Source organism: Polaromonas sp. YR568 (assembly GCF_943369415.1).
GTDB lineage: Bacteria > Pseudomonadota > Gammaproteobacteria > Burkholderiales > Burkholderiaceae_C > Polaromonas.
The window spans coordinates 1-18677 of the sequence record NZ_CALRNF020000004.1 but is presented as its reverse complement, the minus strand read 5'-3'; the positions used below and the strand labels follow the sequence as shown (position 1 = coordinate 18677).

At 67.3% G+C, this 18677-nt stretch carries 12 protein-coding genes; 9 read left to right on the top strand and 3 right to left on the bottom strand.

The annotated features are described in order from the left end of the window. Positions 1-52: 52 nt before the first annotated feature. The 5 genes from ACLV74_RS03870 to ACLV74_RS03850 are packed head-to-tail and all read left to right on the top strand — an operon-like array spanning position 53 to position 8283. Complete coding sequence (locus ACLV74_RS03870; RefSeq protein ID WP_411878252.1) at positions 53-3052, top strand: hypothetical protein; 3000 nt, start codon at positions 53-55, stop codon at positions 3050-3052. 11 nt (positions 3053-3063) lie between these two features. Next, entirely contained in the window at positions 3064-3702 is a 639-nt protein-coding gene (locus tag ACLV74_RS03865; RefSeq protein WP_411878057.1) for a tail fiber protein, read from the top strand. A gap of 41 nt (positions 3703-3743) precedes the next feature. Continuing rightward, positions 3744-5120 (top strand): hypothetical protein, encoded by a 1377-nt coding sequence (locus ACLV74_RS03860; RefSeq protein ID WP_411878056.1) that lies wholly within the window; start codon positions 3744-3746, stop codon positions 5118-5120. Positions 5121-5127: 7 nt separating this feature from the next. Next, the gene (locus ACLV74_RS03855) at positions 5128-6006 is read left to right on the top strand and encodes an FkbM family methyltransferase (protein ID WP_411878055.1); all 879 of its coding nucleotides are present in this window, start codon (positions 5128-5130) and stop codon (positions 6004-6006) included. Then, entirely contained in the window at positions 6007-8283 is a 2277-nt protein-coding gene (locus ACLV74_RS03850; protein WP_411878054.1) for a glycosyltransferase family 2 protein, read from the top strand. A gap of 15 nt (positions 8284-8298) precedes the next feature. On the opposite strand, the gene ACLV74_RS03845 is transcribed toward ACLV74_RS03850, so the two are convergent. Next, positions 8299-9801: a protein kinase domain-containing protein gene (locus ACLV74_RS03845; protein WP_411878053.1), complete on the bottom strand. Its 1503-nt coding sequence runs from the start codon at positions 9799-9801 to the stop codon at positions 8299-8301. 16 nt (positions 9802-9817) lie between these two features. Next, positions 9818-10813 (bottom strand): FHA domain-containing protein, encoded by a 996-nt coding sequence (locus ACLV74_RS03840; protein ID WP_411878052.1) that lies wholly within the window; start codon positions 10811-10813, stop codon positions 9818-9820. A 561-nt stretch (positions 10814-11374) separates the two neighbouring features. Between ACLV74_RS03840 and ACLV74_RS03835 the strand changes: the two genes are divergently transcribed. The 3 genes from ACLV74_RS03835 to ACLV74_RS03825 are packed head-to-tail and all read left to right on the top strand — an operon-like array spanning position 11375 to position 14938. Next, positions 11375-12043, top strand: a complete 669-nt coding sequence (locus ACLV74_RS03835) for a hypothetical protein (RefSeq protein WP_411878051.1) — start codon at positions 11375-11377, stop codon at positions 12041-12043. A 10-nt stretch (positions 12044-12053) separates the two neighbouring features. Next, positions 12054-12722 carry a glycoside hydrolase family 25 protein gene (locus tag ACLV74_RS03830; RefSeq protein ID WP_411878050.1) on the top strand — a complete coding sequence of 223 codons (669 nt, stop codon included), beginning with the start codon at positions 12054-12056 and terminating at the stop codon, positions 12720-12722. Further along, positions 12719-14938 carry a hypothetical protein gene (locus ACLV74_RS03825; RefSeq protein WP_411878049.1) on the top strand — a complete coding sequence of 740 codons (2220 nt, stop codon included), beginning with the start codon at positions 12719-12721 and terminating at the stop codon, positions 14936-14938. Before ACLV74_RS03830 ends, ACLV74_RS03825 begins: the two co-directional genes overlap by 4 nt. 19 nt (positions 14939-14957) lie before the next feature. Here ACLV74_RS03825 and ACLV74_RS03820 read toward each other — a convergent pair whose 3' ends face one another. Next, complete coding sequence (locus ACLV74_RS03820) at positions 14958-16724, bottom strand: hypothetical protein (protein WP_411878048.1); 1767 nt, start codon at positions 16722-16724, stop codon at positions 14958-14960. 453 nt (positions 16725-17177) lie between these two features. On the opposite strand from ACLV74_RS03820, the gene senA reads away from it, so the two are divergent. After that, complete coding sequence (gene senA, locus ACLV74_RS03815; protein WP_411878251.1) at positions 17178-18425, top strand: selenoneine synthase SenA; 1248 nt, start codon at positions 17178-17180, stop codon at positions 18423-18425. Positions 18426-18677 lie beyond the last annotated feature (252 nt).

Here is an 18677-nt window from a genome sequence, read left to right as displayed (position 1 = left end):
GCCGGTGATGCGGGCCGCATGCCGCCCCCACAGGAGCACCCGAGTGAACGAAATGGTCAAAAGAAGCTGGTCGGCCATGGACGGCTGCCTGGTCTTCGACTTCACCATCAATCGCGAACCGGGCGACGACATTCCGTCCATGGCCGGCGTGTCCTGCAGGTCCGGTCCGGCCGAAAACCAGCTGGTCACCATCACGCGGCTGTGGCCGGCCAAGCCTTTTGAATTCAGGTTCCGCTCGGGCTGCTACGTCTCGGGCTACCTGCAGCAAAAAACGCCGGTGCACATCGACGGCGTGACCAACACCGCCATTTTTGCCGACATCCATTACGGCATGAGAGGGCAGAGCGACGACCACCACTTCGAGGGCATCATGGTGGCCTGCCCCGCGCGCGGGCCGCTGCCGCCGCCAGGCCCGCCCTGGCCGCCGGGGCCGCCGCCCATAGAGCCGGATCCTCCCATAGACCCGGTCGAACCCGTTCCCATCGTCACCACCCATCCCGACGAGCTGTTTCCCTATGTCTACGTGCGGCGCTGGCCCAAGGTGAGCGCTGGCGACCTGCTCTACGGCTTCGTCCAGTACGCCGGCGCCAGCCCGCCTTCAAGCGCCTTCTTCGGCGACCTGGTGGATGCGCGCAACCAGCCGCGGGGAGGGCGCGAGGCCGCGCAGGAACTGGCCTTGAATTTCATCGACGGCGATGTTTACCCTGGCGGGTTCGTCGGCGGCATGGACAGCCTTGCCGGTCCCGTCAGCCAGTTTTCGCGGGTTTTCATGCGCCTGCCCAAACCGGACGGCGCGCCGGCAGCCTGGCTGGCCGAGGCCTGCGAACGTGTCACGCGGCTGCTGTCGCGCTACGCGCTGGACTGGCGCTACTTTGATTCCAGTGCCTATGCCGAAGCGCTGGACCGCGTCTGGCAGAGCTACTTTGCACTGGTGATCACCCTGGGATACGACACGGCGCTGCTTGATGAGTTGACCCGCGCATTGCTGATGGCGCACCTGGTCGAGGTGGCGCTGCAGCCTTACGCGAGCGTCACCGGCGCATCGACTGCCGGACCGACCGAAAGCGCCGAAAGCACTGAAAGCACCGCAAGCGCGGGAGCTGCGGCAACTGAATCGGTCGTGGCGGAGCAGTCCCACCTGACCGCGCAGCAGATCACCGAGCTGCTCCATGCCACGCCCGCGCTCAGCGCGCAGGTGTTTCCGCTGCCTGCCGCGCAAGCCCGGGCCCCTGATGCCTCCCCGCCGCCGGGGCCGCCTGGCTGGATAGAGCCCTATGCCATCGGCGACCTGCAGATGGTGCGCCAGCGCCTGCTGCGCTACCAGTGCGGCGAGATCGCGCGCATTGAAAACGTGATGCGCGGCGAACGCCGGGAGGTGACGCACAAGCGCACCCACCGCCAGGTCGATGAGCGGCACCAGAGCACGGACGAGCAGCAGCTCCTGCAGAACGACGCCGCGGACGAACGCAGCAACCTGCAGGAGGAGTCGCGCAAGACCGTGGCCGAGGCCAGCGAAACCAACCAGTACAACAAGTTCACCAGCAGTTACGGCCCGCCCACCCAGGCCACGCTGGACGGCTCCTGGACCAAGACCGTGCAGCCGGGCGCCGCGCCGGGGCTGGACGACACCACCCGCTTCGCGCGCGACATCCTGAACAAGACCGTCAACCGCATCAGCCGCAGCGTGAGCCTCACGCGCTCCAGCAGCACCATGAGCCAGACCGAGGACTCGGTGGTCAGCCTGGTCGACAACACGGCCGGCACCCACGGCATGCGCGGCGTGTTCCGCTGGCTCAACAAGGTGTATGAGGCCTGCGTCGTCAACTACGGCCAGCGCCTCATGATGGAATTCATGGTCTGCAGGCCCGCCGCGGCCTTCATCGCGGGTGAACAGGCCCTGGCCGGCCAGGACTTCGTCAAGCCGGTGGCGCCGCTGCGGCTGCACATTGCCACCTTTGAAGACATCAACCCGCGAAACTATGCCCGCCTGGGCGCTTACTACGGCGTGCTGGACCTGGAGCCGCCGCCCCTGGCGCAGCGCTTCGCCTCGGCGACCCTGCGCGAGGGGGAAGAAAAACAGGTCGCGATTCCCGGCGGCTACTGCGCCGCCAAGGCCTATGTCAGCTACGTCATCGCGCCCACCGGCCTGCCCGCGCCCGTGGTGCTGGTGGGACGGCAGACGTTCAATCCTCCCACTGATCCGGACGGGATGACGCTGTTCGGCGAGGACGACAGCGTGCCGGTGTCCGTGCTGGACTACCCGCCCAGCCTGTCGCCGCCTGTCGACCCGCAGGTGCAGGTCAACGTGGAAATCGCCTGCGCCCCTTCGGCGCGCTGCATGGACGAGTGGCGCATCCGCATCTACGCCGGCATCATGCGCGCCTACCAGGAGTGGCTGGCCGCCTACAACGCGCGCGCCGACGGCGGCGCCCGGGCCGGCATGTCCACCCGCTCGCCGCTGGCGAACCGGCAGATCGAGCAGCGCGAACTCAAGAACGCCTGCCTGCGCCTGCTGCTGGAGCGCCTGCTCGCGCTGACCGGCATGGCCTCCCAGGGCGCAGCGCTGTCGCCGCCCGCGGAATTCAGCGTCAACGAGCCGCGCTACCTGCAGTTCTTTGACGAGGTGCTGGAGTGGAACGAGATGGTCTACAGTTTTTACGCCAGCCCCGGCCTGGGCGCCGGCGAGGCCGAACCGGAACTGGGCAGCCTGGACGCCGACGACGACGCCCTGTTCGCCAGCTTCCTGCAGGCCGACCAGGCGCGTGTCCTGCTCCCGGTGCGGCCCGCGCACGTGCTGGCCTTCCTGTACTTCTATTCGGCCGGCATGCTGTGGCCCTCCGGTGACAGCCTGGCGCCCGTCAATCCCGGCGACATTCCCCTGGTCAACGACCTCAAGCATGCCGGGCCTGCGCGCCATCCCGCGCGGCACGTCGGTCCGTGCTGGGAAGTGGTGGTGCCGACCGCCATGCAGGTGCTCGACGAAGCCGGCGCCGGGACGGGCGTGGGCGGGGACATTGTGCCCGCCGCCGCCATCGGGAGCACCGCACCATGATGGCGCCGGGCATGAACAACCCCTTCTTCGTGCGCCCGGGCTTTGGCGAACTGCCGGTCGGCTCCGTCACGGCCTTCGCCGGCACCCTGGGCGCGCCCGACAGCGCCGGCGCGGCCACCACCGTGACGCCGCAGGACTACGTCACCGACCCTGTCGAAGCCTGGGGCTGGATGTTTTGCGACGGCCGCTCGCTGCCCACCTATGACTACCCAGAGCTGTTCGCGGTGCTCGGTTATGTCTACGGCGGCAGCGGCAACCAGTTCCTGATTCCCGACTACCGCGGATTTTTCCTGCGCGGCAACGGCACCGGCACGCAGAACGACCCCGACATCGCCACCCGCAAAGTGCCGCCGGGCGGCCAGGGGCAGAGCAGCGGCGTGGGCTCGACCCAGCCCTTCGCCGTGGAGACCCACGAGCACACCTACAACAGCGTCCCTGCGCCGGCCACTTCCTCGTCCCCCAGCACTGCCGCCGGTGCGCCCAGCACGACCACCGCGCTGACCACCGGCGGGCCGGTGCCGGGCCAGCCGGTTCCCGGCCAGCCCCCGCCCAGCCCGGTGCTGGTGAGCCAGTACGAAACGCGCCCGATCAACGTCTACGTCAACCACATCATCAAGTTCACCTACGGTCTGGCGCCCTTCATCCGATGACTTCCGATTGACCCACCCAGCATCTTCACAGGAGAAACAGCATGGCTTACAACAACGTCCGCTTCATGGGCTACGTGATCGACACGGCGCCCAAGTTGAACCCCGATGGTTCCAAAACCTACCTCGGGCTGAACAACCCGCAGCAGGACATCGAGGCGCGCTGCGACCTGATGCTGCGCGCCATGACAACCGCGCGCGATGCGCTGCCGGCGCAGTCCCCGCCGCTGCCGCCCGGCGACACCCTGAATGTCTTCATGGCACCCGAGTTCTTTTTCCGCGGCGCGTCGGGCGCCTACCAGATGGACGACGTGCAGCTGGCCATCGCGGCGCTGCAGCGCATCGCCGCCGACGACCAGTGGCTCGACTGGGTGTTCGTCTTCGGCACCATCCTGGGGGTGTCCTCGCCTACGCTCAACACGCCGCCTTACGACATCGACCCGCTGGCCAACAAGGAGGTCTACAACTTCGCGCTGGTGCAGCTGGGCGGTGTGGCGGTGCAGGGCGACACCGGCGCGCGCGTGGTGATGAAGGAGCTGATGTCCGGCGTGGACTTCATCGCCGCGGCGGCCAATCCCGGCGGCCTGCTGCTGGGCGACGTCGAGCACCTGGCGCCTTCCACCACCGGCGGCCCCGGGCGTGAACAGCAGGCGGTCAACTACGACGGCGCCGGCGTGTTCGAGCTGGCCGGCATCACCTGGGGGCTGGAGGTCTGCCTGGACCACCTCGGCACGGTGCGCCGCCTGCAGAAGTCGCCGCAGTTGCCGGGCGAAAACCTGGTCCAGCTGCAGCTGGTTCCTTCCTGCGGCATGGGTGTGCAAGCCCCGAGCGTGATCACCGAGTTCGGCGGCTACGTGTTCAATTGCGACGGCTCGCGCGCCGCCCGCCATTCCACGCTGGCCCAGCAGGTGCCGCCGCTGGTGAATGTGGCGCTTTCCACCAGCACGCCGGTCAGCGGCGCCCCCATAGCGCTGCAGAGCACGTCGCCGGTTCTGGACGTGCCCGTCAGCTCCCTGTACGCCAGCGGCCCCGGCGTGGTCAACATTTACCCAGCGCGCGCGATACCGGCCCGGCAAACCGTCCCGGGAAGCACCGTGCGGCTCTTCTGGCAGGCCAGCGCGGACTACCAGTTCGTCTTCCTGCTGGTCTACGACGACAACGGCAGCTACGTGACCATGATGTGCGAAGCGCGCAGCAGGAAGACCAACTTCCACGGCAACAACTACTACCTGCCGCTGTCGCTGCAAATGCAGGACTCCCTTAAGCAGGCCGTGAGTATCCAGATGCGCCTGGCAGTGGGCAGCAGCCCCTACGCGGGCGCGGTCTGGTGCAAGATCAGCGTGCCGGGCTTCACTTTCGAGGGCAATGCCTTCGAATTCAGCGCCAACACGTCCGGCCTTCCCCCCTTGACGGTCTGGTAGCCGGCGTATGGGACTGCTCGTGCAAGCCAACAGCTTTCATGCCGGCGCCCACGCGGATGCGCAGCACGAACTCAGCGTGTTCGTCCACCGCCGCGCCTTCCGGGTTCGCTCCAGCGATGCGCGCAAGGCCTTCTGGGGCCGCGTGGCAGCCGGCCTGTGGGAGCCGCAGACCTTCGAGGTGTTCCAGCGCTTCCTGCGGCCCGACCGTTCTTACATCGACATGGGCGCCTGGATAGGGCCCACGGTGCTTTACGGCGCGTTGCTGTCGCGCCGCGTGCATGCCCTGGAGCCGGACCCGGTGGCCTTTGCCGAACTGGCGACCAACGTCGATGCCAATCCTGCCCTGCGGCGAAAAATCCATTTGCATCCTTGCGGCATCGGCCCCGATAACGGCCCGCTGCGGCTGTATGCCGGCGGCCTTTATTTCGGCGAGCAAAGCCATTTCGGCGACAGCATGTCGGGCATGCTGGCCGCCCCGGGCGCCGTCGGCCAGCCCTGCCGCGAGGTCCCCGGCATGGACCTGGAGCGCTTCCTGGCGCTCCATGCCATCGATGACTGCAACTTCATCAAGATGGACATCGAGGGCGGCGAGTACGCCGTGATTCCCGGCCTGTGGCGGCGCCTGCCCCAACTGGGCCTGCCCACGCTGTACGTTTCCTTCCACGCGCCGGAGCCGGCGCGCCGCGAAGCGCTGATCCGCGCCTGCGCGGAGGAGTTGCTGCTGTGCTACCCGCGCTTTTACAGCGCGGTGGATGCCCGGGGCGTGGCGCTGGCGCAGTTGCTGGATGCGGTGGGCGACTGGGGCGACGAAGCGCCGGGCAGCCCCTGGCGCAAGCTTGAAATGCTGCTGGGCGCGGGCCTGGTGGCCAGCCATGAGGCGTGGTAGATGCCTGCCCCGCAAGACCGCCAGATCCTGATCGGCGTGTATGTGGCCGCGCATGCCGAGGCGCTGGCCGCCACCCTGGCCAGCCTGTTTGAGAACACGCCCATGCCTTTCGGCCTGCGGCTGCTGCCGGACCCGGCCGGCGAGGACCAGGCCCGGGCGCTGCAGGCGCGGTTCGCGGCCCACCCGGGCATCGCGCAACTGATCGGGCCCGTGCACGAAGGCGCGGCCGCCTGCTTCAACCGGCTGGTCGGCGTGCCGGCTGACGTCTATGTGTTTCTCGAGAATGGCGCGCGGGTCACGCCGGGCTGGCTGGAGTTGCTGCTGGCCGCGCTGGATGCCGATGTCAGCCACGGCCTGGCCGGCCCGACGACCAACCGCGGCTGGAACGAGCAGGCCGCGGCACCGGGTGGCAGCGCCACGCAGGAAGCCCTGTGGAACCAGGCTGATGCGCTGGCGGCAAGATTCGGCAGCGCATACACGCCGCTGGAGCCGCTGCACAGCCTGTCCGACTTTTGCTACGTGGTGAAAAATGAGGTGGTGGCCGCCGTAGGCGCCGCCGACACGGCCTACGCCCAGGGGCCGTGCTGGGAGATGGACTACAACATCCGTGCCGCGCGGGCCGGTTTTCGCGGGGTCTGGGCCCAGGGCGCTTTTGTGCACCGGGCGCCGCCGTGCCCGCGGCAGTCGCTGCTGCAGGACAGCCTGCTGGAAACCAGCAAACATCTCTACCAGGACCGCTTTTGCGCCTGGCGCGGCGAGGCGCAGCACCAGCCCGCGCCTTACCACGCGCATTGCGCCGGCGAGCAGTGCCGCTACTTCGCCATGCCCGAGCGCATGCGCATCTTCGTGCCGTTTGCCGCCGCCCCGGAAGCGATCACCGAGGCCACGATGCCGGCCACGGCGCCGCCCCTGCTGAGCTGTGTGATGCCCACGCGCGCGCGGCCCGGGTTCGTCGCGCAGTCCATCCGCTACTTCCAGCGCCAGGACTATCCGGCGCTGGAGCTCATCATCGTTTACGAGGACGACGGCGACCTGCCCGCCGACGTCGGCGACGCGCGCATCCGCTGCATCCGCATGGCCCCCGGCACCAGCATAGGCGCCAAGCGCAATGAGGCGGTGCGCCTGGCCCGGGGCGAACTGATCGCGCACTGGGACGACGACGACTGGTACGGCGAGCAGCGCCTGAGCCGGCAGGCCGCGCCCATCCTGCACAACATCGCCGACATCACCGGGCTCAACGACATGCTCTTCATGGCGCGGCCGCAGGCCGAGTTCTGGGCCGCCAGCCGCGCCTTGTTTCGCCGCCTGTTTGTCGAGAACGTCAGCGGCGGCACCTTGCTGTACCGGCGCAGCCTGTGGGAGGCGCATGGCCACTACCCGGCCACCTCGCTGCGCGAGGACGCCGACTTCCTGCAGAAAGTGCTGGGCGGCGGCGCGCGCCTGTGCCGCGTCCCGGGGCGCGAGCTGTGCGTCTATGTGCGCCACCACGGCAACACCTGGAAGTTCAAGGAAGGCCACTACCTGCAGCAGGATGCCTGGACGCTGATGCCGCAGCCGGAGTGCCTGCGGCGCGACCGCGATTTCTACTTTCCGCCGGCCGCCGCGGCGCAGGCCGGCGCCGCGCCGCCGCGTCCGCTGGTGTCCTGCATCATGCCCACCGCCGACCGGCGCGACTTCGTGCCGCAGGCGATCCGCAACTTCCTGGCGCAGGACTACAGCCCGCGCGAGCTGATCGTGCTGGACGACGGGCGCGACAGCGTGGCCGACCTCATTCCGCAACACGAAAGCATTCGCTACCTGCGGCTGGACCGCAAGTCCACCCTGGGCGCCAAGCGCAACATCGCCTGCGAGCTGGCCCGCGGCGAGCTGATCGCGCACTGGGACGACGACGACTGGATGGCGCCGGGCTGGCTCAGCTCGCAGGCCAGGGCCTTGCTGGCACAGGGGGCGGACATCTGCGGGCTGGACAAGGTGTTTTTCTACGCGCCGGAAGGGCGGCGCGCCTGGCAGTACGTGTACGACGGCCGCTCGCCCTGGGTATGCGGAGGCACCCTCTGCTACCGCAGGGAGTTCTGGCGCGGCGCGCCCTTTGCCGACATCGACGTGGGCGAGGACAACGCTTTTGTCTGGGCGCCGCAGCACAAGCGCATCGTGGTCAATCCCGACCAGCATTTGTACGTGGCCCGCGTGCACGCCCGCAACACCAGCCCCAAGGAGACCCTGAACCGGCGCTGGCGCAGCTGCCCCGTCGAGCAGGTCGAGCAACTGATGCTGTGAGGCCGCGCCTGTCGTTCAGGAAGGGTGGCTCTCCATCAGCCTGAACACCCTGTCTTCCTCTTTGTCCTCCTCTTCATGCCGCGCCGCCGCGCCAGCATAGGCTTCAAAGCGCATGTTGGCCGCCAGCTCGCGGCGGGCATGCTGGCTGGCCACGATGGCGCCCGGCCCGGCCACGCTGTTCAGGTGCAGCGCGACGTTGGCGCCGCGGTTGCGGCTGGAGGCATCGCCGCGCGAGTCCGGCGTCACGCTGTGGATGGCGCCCGATATTTCCAGCCGCACGCCGTGCTGGATCTCCAGCAAGCGGCTGCGGCGCTGCACGCGTGCGCACAGGTCCATGGCGGCGACGGCCGCCTGCCGCAGGTTCTGCTCGCCGCTCGCGCCCTGCTCGAAATGAAACAGCATGCAGTCGCCCAGCACCCCGGCGCTCTGGCCCTGGCCGCCCTGCACGGCGTTGGCGCACCAGCGCATCTGCTGCTCGCGGATTTCCTGCAGGTAGGGCAGGGCCAGCGAGGCGTTCCTCGCCGGGTACAGGCGCAGGCCCACACACAGGATGCCCAGGGCATGCTCCCCGCTGGAGGGCCGGGCCGCGATGTCCATGCTGTCCAGCGTCAACTGCTTCACGGCATCCACCGGGGCGGCAGGCGTCAGCGGGCCCTGGCGCGTGCCGCGCAGTTGCGCCAGGCATTGCGCCAGGTCCAGGTAAAGGCCGGCCGCGTCGGCCGTGCGCCGACGCAGGTCTTTGTGCAAGGCCTGCCGCAGCAGCGGCGCAACCGGCTGGCCGGCCAGTTCGTCGGGCAGGGCGAAGGGCGCCGCGCCCAGCTGGTGATGCAGCACTTCGTTGACATCCGCACCCTGGACGCAAGGCCTGGCGCTCAGGCATTCGAGAAATATCAGCGCCCAGGCATAGATGTCCGTCGCGGGGACGCAGGCTTCTCCGCGCAGCTGCTCCGGCGCGCAGTAGGCGGGTGTGCCTTCCGCACCCGCCATGAAGCGCGGCTCGCCGTGGTGGCTGGCCAGCCCGAAGTCCAGCAGCGTGAGGTGCAGCGCCCTCCCGGTGGACACGACCATGATGTTTTCGGGCTTGAGGTCGCGGTGCACGACCTGGTGCTGGTGCAAAAAGGTCAGGGCGTCCAGCAGTTGCGCCATCAAGGCCATGGCGTCCGGCAGCGGCAGGCCGCCGTTGCGCTGCAGGAAATCCCTGAGCGTCTCCCCCGGAATGAATTCAAGCACCGCGAAGAGCAGCCCGCCCGCCGCCAAGCCTTTGTCGATGAGTTTCACCACGTGGGCGTGCTGCAGCATCGCCAGCACCCGCGTCTCCTGGTGCAGGCGTTGCTGCACGCGCCGGTTCGCCGCGGGGTCGTGCGCCGAAGCCGGATGGGGAATCTTGATGGCGACAAGCTGGCCCGTGCTGCGCTGCCTGGCCTTGAACACCTGGCCTGATGCGCCTTGCCCCAGCAAACCCAGCGGCTGGTAACCCGGCGCGCCCACGGGGAAGCCGTGCGTGGGCACCGGCGTCATGGAGATGGGTGCCGGATCAGGCGGCGAGCGATTCTTGAGGGTAGCTCCGGCCCTCGGCCAGTGGGTCGAAGTCGGCTTCCTGGTCGGCGCCGCGCGTGATCCGGAAACGCAGATTGCCAAAACGCAAGGATCCGCGGCGGCGCTCTATCAGCTCCGGCACATGCGCGCCCTGCGGCAGCGCCAGCGCGAGCTGCTTGCGCATGCGGAAGATCTGGATGTTCAGGTGGCCCGGGTCCAGGCCCAGCATCTTGGCCAGGCGCTCGAGCTCGACCCAGCCCTGGGCGTGGGGCGCCAGCTGGCGCTGCGCATCGGCCAGACGCAAGCGTGCCAGGATCAGCAACGCATAGTGGTGCGAGCGCTCACCGAGGTCGAGATGAAGGCCGGCGTCGTCCAGTGCCAGCCATGCGTGCTCTTCATCCTGGCTTACCCTGAACGAAAGGGCCGGCTGCGATCGCTTCAAGAGGGTTTGGCCGCCGGCCATGCTGTCCATGGTGGAGATCACTTCGGCCACCGGCAGGAAGCACCAGAGCTTGCCGGAAAAACGGACTTCGTCGCCGTCTTCCAGGATCCAGCTGCCCCCGGGGGTCGTGCATACCCACTGGCCTTTTTCGCTGTGGTGAATCGACAGCTCGGCGGCGGGGCCCTGCGGCAGCAGGTTGGAACGGCCCAGCGTGATGTGCGCTTCGTCATGGCCCAGCGGCCACAGCAGATTGCAGGGCGGTGACAGCTCCTCCACCAGCCAGGCGCTATCCCCGTCATGTCCGAAGGCGATGATGCCGCCCACCCGCAACTCCAGTCCCCTGGTGCTGGGGATCAGCGTGCCGTCGAACAGGGTGCCGTTGCGGCTGTGGTCGCGCAGTTCCCAGGCTTTTCCGGTCCAGCGGATTGACGCGTGCAGTTGCGAGGCATCCAGGTTTTCCAGCAGGGTGTCGGCCGAACGGCCTCGCCCGAACACGTGGTGAGTCCGCAGGTAAATTTTGCGCTGCGTGGCGCGATTTCTCAGAATAGCCACTCGCCTTCCCCTCTTTCTTGCCATCACGCATCCTGACAAGAACCCTCACTCTGCGGCGCTCAGCATCTTGTCAATGTCGGAAAACCGTATCGTTCGGCCGCAGTATCGCGAGACGCTCCATCGTCGTCAAGCGGCAGGGGCCGGCATTTTTCAGAACAACTCCGTTTGGGCATTAATTGCCGGGATTCACGTTTCACAAGGCATGCGAACTCGCTGAAAATCATCCATGGCCGCTTGTGTTCGTGCGCTCCATGCGAGCCATGCCTTCGCGTACAGCATGGCGCAATTTGAAGCGCTGTTCAAGAGGGTTGCTGCCGGTTTGCGGCAGAACTTTTGCGCCTGTTTTTTGTACGGCGCATCGCTGGTAAGTCAAAACGTTGCATGAAGAAATCACGCGCGGGCCGGTTTGAATCTCAAAGTCTTAGCGCGTGCCTTGCGGGCATGCGGCGGTGCAGTCGCCCCTGTAATGCCCTGTAATCGCCAGCGCATGGGTCCATGCCGACAATTTGTTCAGCGAGGCGGCGGCCGCCATTCGCAGCGATTCCATTCACGGAGAAGTCCATGCCTTACCTCAGCAACGCCCAACGCAACCTGCTGGCCCCGGCCGGCGAAGACCATCCACGCGACGGCGAGACCGTGCCCACCTCGGACCAGGCGCCTTTCGTCTACGCCGCCTGCTGGGGCTGGGCCCTGACCGGCGAATACGAGAGCGCCGACAACGCCTACACCGCCGCCACCATCTACAACTCCGACGAAGGCGCTTTTGTGTTCGACAACGACCGCGTGCCGACCGGACTCAATGACGACTTCTTCAACACCACCGACATCATCTTTCCGCAGACGGTGTCCTTTCACCAGGTGCTGGCCGATAACCTTGAGGCCGCGCTGAACGGCGACGAGGACGCGCAGGATGCCTGCCGCGTGGCGCTGATGACGATCACCGCGCAGCTCAACGGCCACACGGTGCTGGGCAACGACGGCCCGGAGGTCTACACCATGGTCATGAAGTCCAGCAGCTGGTACGGCTGGGACCACTGGGGCATAGGCGTGCAGGCTACCGACGGCGTGACCACCACCTGGCAGCAGAAAGTCAGCGGCAGCCAGACGAACCCGCAAGCCCTGCAATACAACTGCGGCGTGATGTGGGACGAGCACCTGCCTCTGGAAACCGTGCTCAGGCTGGACGGCGTGCTGACGGCGCAGGTCGACATGCTCAACAACGTCGTCTGAGGGGCCCGCCATGCTGGTTCCAGGCATAGACGTCAGCCACTACCAGGGCGCCATCGACTGGCCCCGGGTAGCCGGCAGCGGCGTGGTTTTTTGCTTCGTCAAAGCCACGGAAGGGATTTACGTCGTGGATTCTTTTTTCAAGGAGAACTGGGCCGGATGCGCGGGCGCCGGCTTGCTGCGGGGTGCTTACCATTTCGGCCGGCCCGGCACCGATGCGCAAACCCAGGCACAGCAATTTTTCTCGGCCGTCGGCACGCTGGGGCCGCATGATTTGCCGCCGGTGCTGGATATCGAAACCCTGAACCAGTGCAGCCCCGAGGATGCGCTGCAGTGGGTGCTGGACTTCACAGCCGCCGCCGACACCTTGTTCGGGCGCCGGACCATGGTCTACACCGACGATGGTTTCTGGCAAAAACTGGTTCCCATCCTGGCTCGCGAGCCGGTGGCCGCGCGGTCACTGGCCGCGCGGCCGCTGTGGCTGGCCGACTATGTTTCGGATCCGGTGGTTCCTTCGCCGTGGCAGGCATGGTCCTGCTGGCAGTACAGCGACGGCAGCGTCAACGGCGGAACGCCGGTGCCCGGGGTGGCCGGCGATGTGGACCAGAACTGGTTCCGGCAGGCCGACCTTGAATCGCTGACTTCGCCGCTCCCACCACCCCAAGCCCAAGGATCGCCATGAGCAGCTACGTCACCCTCAGCATCGTCAACAACAGCCAGAAGAACGGCAGCGCCTCAGGCCTGGCTGATGACGCGATCTACCTGTTCTTCACCCAGGAAAAAATCAACCTGGCCTGGAGCATGGACCCCGCCACCGGCATCGCCACGCCCATGTCCGCGCCGGGCACTTTGGCGCCTGCGTTCACGCTGGCCGGCCTGGCGGCGGCCGGTGGCGCCATCCGGCTGGATGCCTCCGTGCAGGTCGATTCGGCGCGCCTGTATCTCAGCAGCTCGCCGAATGCGGTGAGCCTGTCGGCGGCCGGCAATGTCAGCGGGCCGACCGCCGGCACGGCCGGTTTCTTTTACGACTTCGTGGAACTCGCGCTGACCTGCACCACACCCGGCGCGCCGCCCGGCAGCGCACCGGACAACCTCAACGTGGACACCACCCAGGTGGACCAGCTGGGCATTCCGCTCACGTTGCAGGTCACGCCACCGGATCCCAACTTCAGTGAGGGCTCGGGCGTGGTGCCCACGCTGGACCGGCAGACCCTGTTCGGCAATTTCAAGGCCATGGCGGTGGGTCCGCTCGCGCCTTTTGCCGATTGTGTCTATCCCCAGGGCGTCGATGCGTCCTCGCCTTATCGCTTGCTCAATCCCGGCGACGTGATAGGCGGGCAGCTGCTGGCCACCAGCCTGCAGGGAACCCTGGCCGTCTCGGGTGTGTGCGGCGCCTGGCTGGCCACCTTCACCATCACCGGGCCGGGCACGCAAGCGCCGACCAACGGCGGCCTGAGTACCGGCATGCCGGTCAGCGGCCCGTTCATCCCGGCCGGCACCGTCGTGAGCAGCCTGCCGGACGCGCCCGCGGGCAGCACCGTGGTGATGGCCAGCGCGAGCACCGCCGCCGACAACCCCTTCACCGCCAGCACCAGCCCGGTGGAACTGTTTTTCATCACGCTGCCCGCCACCGCGCTGGCCACGTACTTCGACGCGGCCATCGACAATTTTTTTGCCTGGTACAAGAAGAATCCCGGCCTTCTGCAGGTCGAGCAGAACAACAACGGCAACCACATCTATACCGGCAACGTGGTGCAGGTCGGGGGCATCATCGACATCAACGGCAACAGCAACACCTACACCGTGCTGCAGTTCACCGGCGGCAACGGCGAGGCCTACAACCTCTACTACCCGTTCTTCAGCACCAATTCCGTTGCCGGCAAGACCACGCCTTTTGGCGCCGCCGTGCCGCCGCCGCCCGCGTGGTGGGCGCCGTCCAAGGGCTTGATGTATTACGCGCCGCCTTCGCTGATGGTGTTCGGCGCCAGCGGCGTGTTCGCCGACAACATCCAGCAGCCGCCCTATACGCCCAACAACAGCAGCGCGGTGCTGGGCGCGATTGAGAACGTCATCGTCACCGCGCTGGAGCGCGGTTACGCCAACACCTGGAAGTTCCTGCAGGGCGGCATCACCCCCGGCACCCCCGCCACCACCGCCACCGTCAGCCTGAGCGCCGGCGCCACCACGGCCGGCCTGGTGGACGGGATGGACATGGCCTCGTTCCAGATCGCCAACATCCCCATGACGGCGTCCATCCCGGTCGGCGCGCCGGTGGCCAGCTTCAGCGTGACGTCGCCGCTGGACATACTGCCCACCACCCCGGACCTGCTCACCTTCTCGCAGTTCTATCCCGCCGGCGGCACCTGGAGCGCCTTCGCGAACTTCCTGCACGACCCCGCCGTCATGACGGGCGGCCGCGCTTACGCCTTGCCCTTTGACGACCAGGGTGGTTTCAGTTCAGACCTGAATGCCGCGACCTCGGTGGCCAGCCCGGCCGGCGTGCTGGTGACGCTGGGGCCGTGGACGCCGGGCCCCGTCACGCCGCAAGCCGTGGGCGGCGACAGATTGCCCGTCAGGCTCAGCTGGCAGGCCAGTGAAGACTATTTTTTTGTTTTCCTGCTGTACTACGGCGACAACGGTGAGTACCAGAGGATGGAGATCCAGATCAAGAGCGCCGCCGGCCCGTTCAGCGGCGACGGCTACACCCTGCCGCTGGCGTTGCCGGCCGCGCCCTCGGCGGCAGAACTCGAAACTATCACCATGAACCTGGTGGATGTCGGTGCGCCCTACAGCTGGGGACTGTGGTGCAACATCCAAGTGCCGGGCTTTGACTTCGAAGGCAATGCCTTTGAGTTCAGCAGCCAATACAACGGCCCGCCGCCACTGACTGTCTGGTAGAAGCACGGGGCTCCACGGCCTAATGCTCCTTGTCCGCCCGGAGCTCACCCTTGGCGGCGTCGTAGACAAACAGCCGCTTGGCCAGCGCGGGCTGGTAGTTGAGCATGTCTATCAGGAAGCTCAGCGCACCCAGGTTGTTGCCCAGGCGGTCGAAGATGCCGTCCGCGCGGGCCTGTTGTTCGTTGGCGTCCGGCTTGAGCAGGCTTTCGACCAGCTCGCGCATGTGCGTCACCGCCAGCGCCGCCTGGTCCAGCGCCAGCATGGACAGCACGCCTTGCATCTGAGACAGCTGCTTGGGCACCACGGCCAGGAGCTGGGTGTCCTCGGGCGTGCGGAAAAACAGGTCCAGCGATTTTTCCAGCGCGGCGAGGGATGCGTGCAACTCGCCCACCACGCTGCCCATGGTCTGCTTGTCGTTGACGCGCTGGTAGAGCTGCTCCATCCACGATTCGAGGGGCTGGGCCTGCCCGCCGCCGCGCACGCTTTCAAGCCGTTCCGCGAGCCGCGCCGTGCGCGCCCACAGCTGGGGGTCGTTCGGGTCGAAATCGTCGAACACGGCTTCCAGGTAAAGCACGGCGGTGGCGAATTCCAGCGCCAGTTCGGGGCGGGGCGCCTGGCCGGAAGTGACCGTGGTGTCGATCACGCGCGTCATGGCGCGTGCCAGCGACTCGCTGGGCGGGTGCAGCTTGACCAGCGAATCCGTCACCAGGCTGAACTGGTCGATCAGCGTCTTGAATTTACTGAGGTCACCCGCGGTCGCGGCCGACCAGGTTTCCTTGGCCGAGGCGATGCGCTTGCGGGCCTGGGCGATCAGCGCCGGCGCGAAGCGGCCGAACTGCAGCGACTCGTAGTCGACCGGCTTGAAGCGCTTCAGGCCGTAAGCCGTGCGCACCGCCGACAGCACGGGCGAGTCGCCGGCGCGCTGGACTTTCGCCTGCGAGCACAGGAAGAGCAGGTCTTCCGCGAGCCTGGCCGAGGCCTCCGTGCCCTTGTCCAGCCACACGTATTGCAGCAGCACGCGCAGGGTTGCGCGCTTGACGTAGAGGTCGACGTTCAGCAGGCCCTGCGCCAGCGCCTCGAAAAAGCCGGCGGCAATCTTCCAGAAGGTGCGCGGCTCTATGCCGGTCTGCCCCTGCGCGAAACCCAGGCAGACCTCGCTCAGGCTGCGCGCGGCCTCCACATCGCCGGTGCGGATCAGGGTCAGCATCAGCTTGTCGAGCAGTTGCCGGGATTCGCCGCCGTATTCCCGGGCCGGGACGCTGATGGCCAGTGTGGGCTCAATCCAGCGCCAGTCGAAGACCCAGAGGTCGGCCGGGTGGATGCGGTCCGCGCCGACCAGGCCCTGGATGTCGCGGTACTGGGGAAACAGCGAGACGGCCGAGGCCGGCTTGCCCGCCAGCACGTCTTCCAGGTAGTGGATCAGGGAAAAACCGGCGAGCTCGATCTTGGACGCGGCGTCGGGGGTGCACAAAGCGGGCGACTGGATGAACTTCTGCACCGCCGTTTCCATGGCCCGCAGCACCAGCGCCGGGGCGCTCATGCCCACCATTTCCAGCGCGCCCACCGCCTGGTGCAACTGCTGGCGGGCGGTGCGCAACTGGGTCGCATCCAGCGCAGCAAGGTCGGAGTCGCGAGAGGCCTCGGCTTCGCGCATGAAGCGTTTCAGGGCTTTGGTCGAGCCTTCCAGTGATTTGCGCAATTCTTCCAGCACCCAGGCCAGCGGCCCAAGGTCCAGCAGGGTCAGGTCGAGTTCGGCGGGCGATGAATTCAGATCATGTAATTGCATAGATGGCCGGCCTGTGGGCCGAATTTCGGGGTTATGAAATCAAAGAACCGGAGTCAAACGCTGCACCGCCAGCCGCGATTCAATCTGGGGCGGCTCGCCGCAGTCTATCCGCGTCCTTGCCGAATCCGAAGCGGAAAATGGAAATCAGATGCGAATGGGCGACATTGGCCGTCCGGCGGTGCCCGTTTGTGTGGAACGGCCGATACACACTATTGACTTAGAAGCTGTTCACGGTCTGAATGCACCCCCGTTGAAACCGTGAACCGGTTGCCGGGGCCCGCCCGGCCGGTCTCTGCTATTCTGGTTTCAACGCGTGCGCGGATGTGGTGGCGCCTTGTTCCATCCACCGCCACCGCACCCGCCAGGACGGCTGCTTTGGCTTCAGACGCTACACCTAATTCATTACCCTCCTCATCGCCGGCCGCGGCCGACGCCTTGACGCGTTCGCCGGCCATGCGCGGCGCGGGCCGGGAACTCCTGTCGCTGGCGCTGATGGACGCGCGCAACCACACCCTGCAGCTGTTCGCGCAATACCAGCAGGCGCTGGAGTCCGGCGGCTTCGCCCTGGCGCAAGCGCCCACGGTCAACCCGCCTTTGTGGGAGCTGGGCCATGTGGGCTGGTTCCAGGAATGGTGGATTGCCCGCAACATGCAGCGCGCCCTCGGCACGCGCTGCGAGCCCGCGCACACCCGGCTCGCTTCCATCGAGCCGGATGCCGACCGCTGGTGGGGCACGCAGGCCGGGCCTCGCGGCGCGCGCTGGGACCTGGACCTGCCCGACATGCGCCACTGCCGCGCCTATTTGCTGGACACGCTGGAAGGCACGCTGGACCTGCTCGAGAAAACCGCGCCCGGCGGCCACAGGGGCGAGGGCAGCGACGATGCGCTCTACTTCTACCGCCTCTGCCTGTTCTACGAAGACATGCGCGGCGAAGCCCTCGTGCGCAACGCGCAAACCCTGGGCCTGGCGCTGGGCAAAAGCCTGCAGGCGGCCTTCACGCCAGCGCCCATGGCGGTGCGCGGGCCGCTGCTGATTCCGGCCACGGCGTGGCAAATGGGCAGCGCGGCCGGTGAGGGGACGGGCTTTGCCTTCGACAACGAGATCGCGCGGCACGGCGTCAACGTGCCGGAATTCGAGATCGACGCCCAGCCCGTCAGCTGGGCGCAGTACGTGGAGTTTGTCGGCGACGGCGGCTACGACCGCGAGGAACTCTGGCAACCCGACGGCTGGCGCTGGTTGCAGGGCCTGGCCGCTGGCGAGGGCCGGCGCGGCCCGCGTTATGTGGACCAGATCGGCATCGCCAGCGGCGCGGTGATCCAGAACCGCTTCGGCGTGCCGCACCGCATGCAGGCCAGCCAGCCCGCCATGCACCTGAGCTGGTGGGAGGCCGACGCCTGGTGCCGCTGGGCCGGGCGCCGCCTGCCGGCGGAGGTGGAATGGGAAGTGGCCGCGCATGCGGCGGCGCGGCGCGGCTTTCACTGGGGCGACGTCTGGGAGTGGGTGGGCACCACCTTCAGGCCCTATCCGGGTTTTGCGCCCGGCCCGTGGCAGGCGTATTCGCAGCCGCGCTTCGGCACGCACAAGGTGCTGCGCGGCGCCTCCTTCGCGACACGCGCGCGCATGAAAAATCCCAGGCACCGCGGTTTCGCCTTGCCGGAGCGGGACGACGTGTTCTGCGGTTTTCGTTCCTGTGCGTTGTAAGGCCGGGAGAGGGGTCCAATACAAACAAGGACACGCCGTGGCGTGTCCTTGTTTCTTCAGGTATTCGGGTTTCTGTCTTCGGCCGCTTGGTCTTCCTTCCCCACCCCTTGTGGATGCGCCGAGGAGCGCAGAGACAAGCGGATCAGGGCTGGCGTTGTCTGAGGTTCTATGGTTCGCGTCAAGCCATCGCGCGGGCAATCAGGGCTTCATCGAACGGTTTGCCGCTCTTCCACACCGCAAACGCCACCCGCA

Coding starts and splice junctions, on each gene's coding strand:
- ACLV74_RS03855 (WP_411878055.1), top strand. CDS start 5,128: ATGGGACTGCTCGTGCAAGCCAACAGCTTTCATGCCGGCGCCCACGCG.
- ACLV74_RS03825 (WP_411878049.1), top strand. CDS start 12,719: ATGAGCAGCTACGTCACCCTCAGCATCGTCAACAACAGCCAGAAGAAC.
- senA (WP_411878251.1), top strand. CDS start 17,178: ATGCGCGGCGCGGGCCGGGAACTCCTGTCGCTGGCGCTGATGGACGCG.
- ACLV74_RS03860 (WP_411878056.1), top strand. CDS start 3,744: ATGGCTTACAACAACGTCCGCTTCATGGGCTACGTGATCGACACGGCG.
- ACLV74_RS03835 (WP_411878051.1), top strand. CDS start 11,375: ATGCCTTACCTCAGCAACGCCCAACGCAACCTGCTGGCCCCGGCCGGC.
- ACLV74_RS03865 (WP_411878057.1), top strand. CDS start 3,064: ATGAACAACCCCTTCTTCGTGCGCCCGGGCTTTGGCGAACTGCCGGTC.
- ACLV74_RS03830 (WP_411878050.1), top strand. CDS start 12,054: ATGCTGGTTCCAGGCATAGACGTCAGCCACTACCAGGGCGCCATCGAC.
- ACLV74_RS03820 (WP_411878048.1), bottom strand. CDS start 16,724: ATGCAATTACATGATCTGAATTCATCGCCCGCCGAACTCGACCTGACC.
- ACLV74_RS03870 (WP_411878252.1), top strand. CDS start 53: ATGGTCAAAAGAAGCTGGTCGGCCATGGACGGCTGCCTGGTCTTCGAC.
- ACLV74_RS03845 (WP_411878053.1), bottom strand. CDS start 9,801: ATGACGCCGGTGCCCACGCACGGCTTCCCCGTGGGCGCGCCGGGTTAC.
- ACLV74_RS03850 (WP_411878054.1), top strand. CDS start 6,007: ATGCCTGCCCCGCAAGACCGCCAGATCCTGATCGGCGTGTATGTGGCC.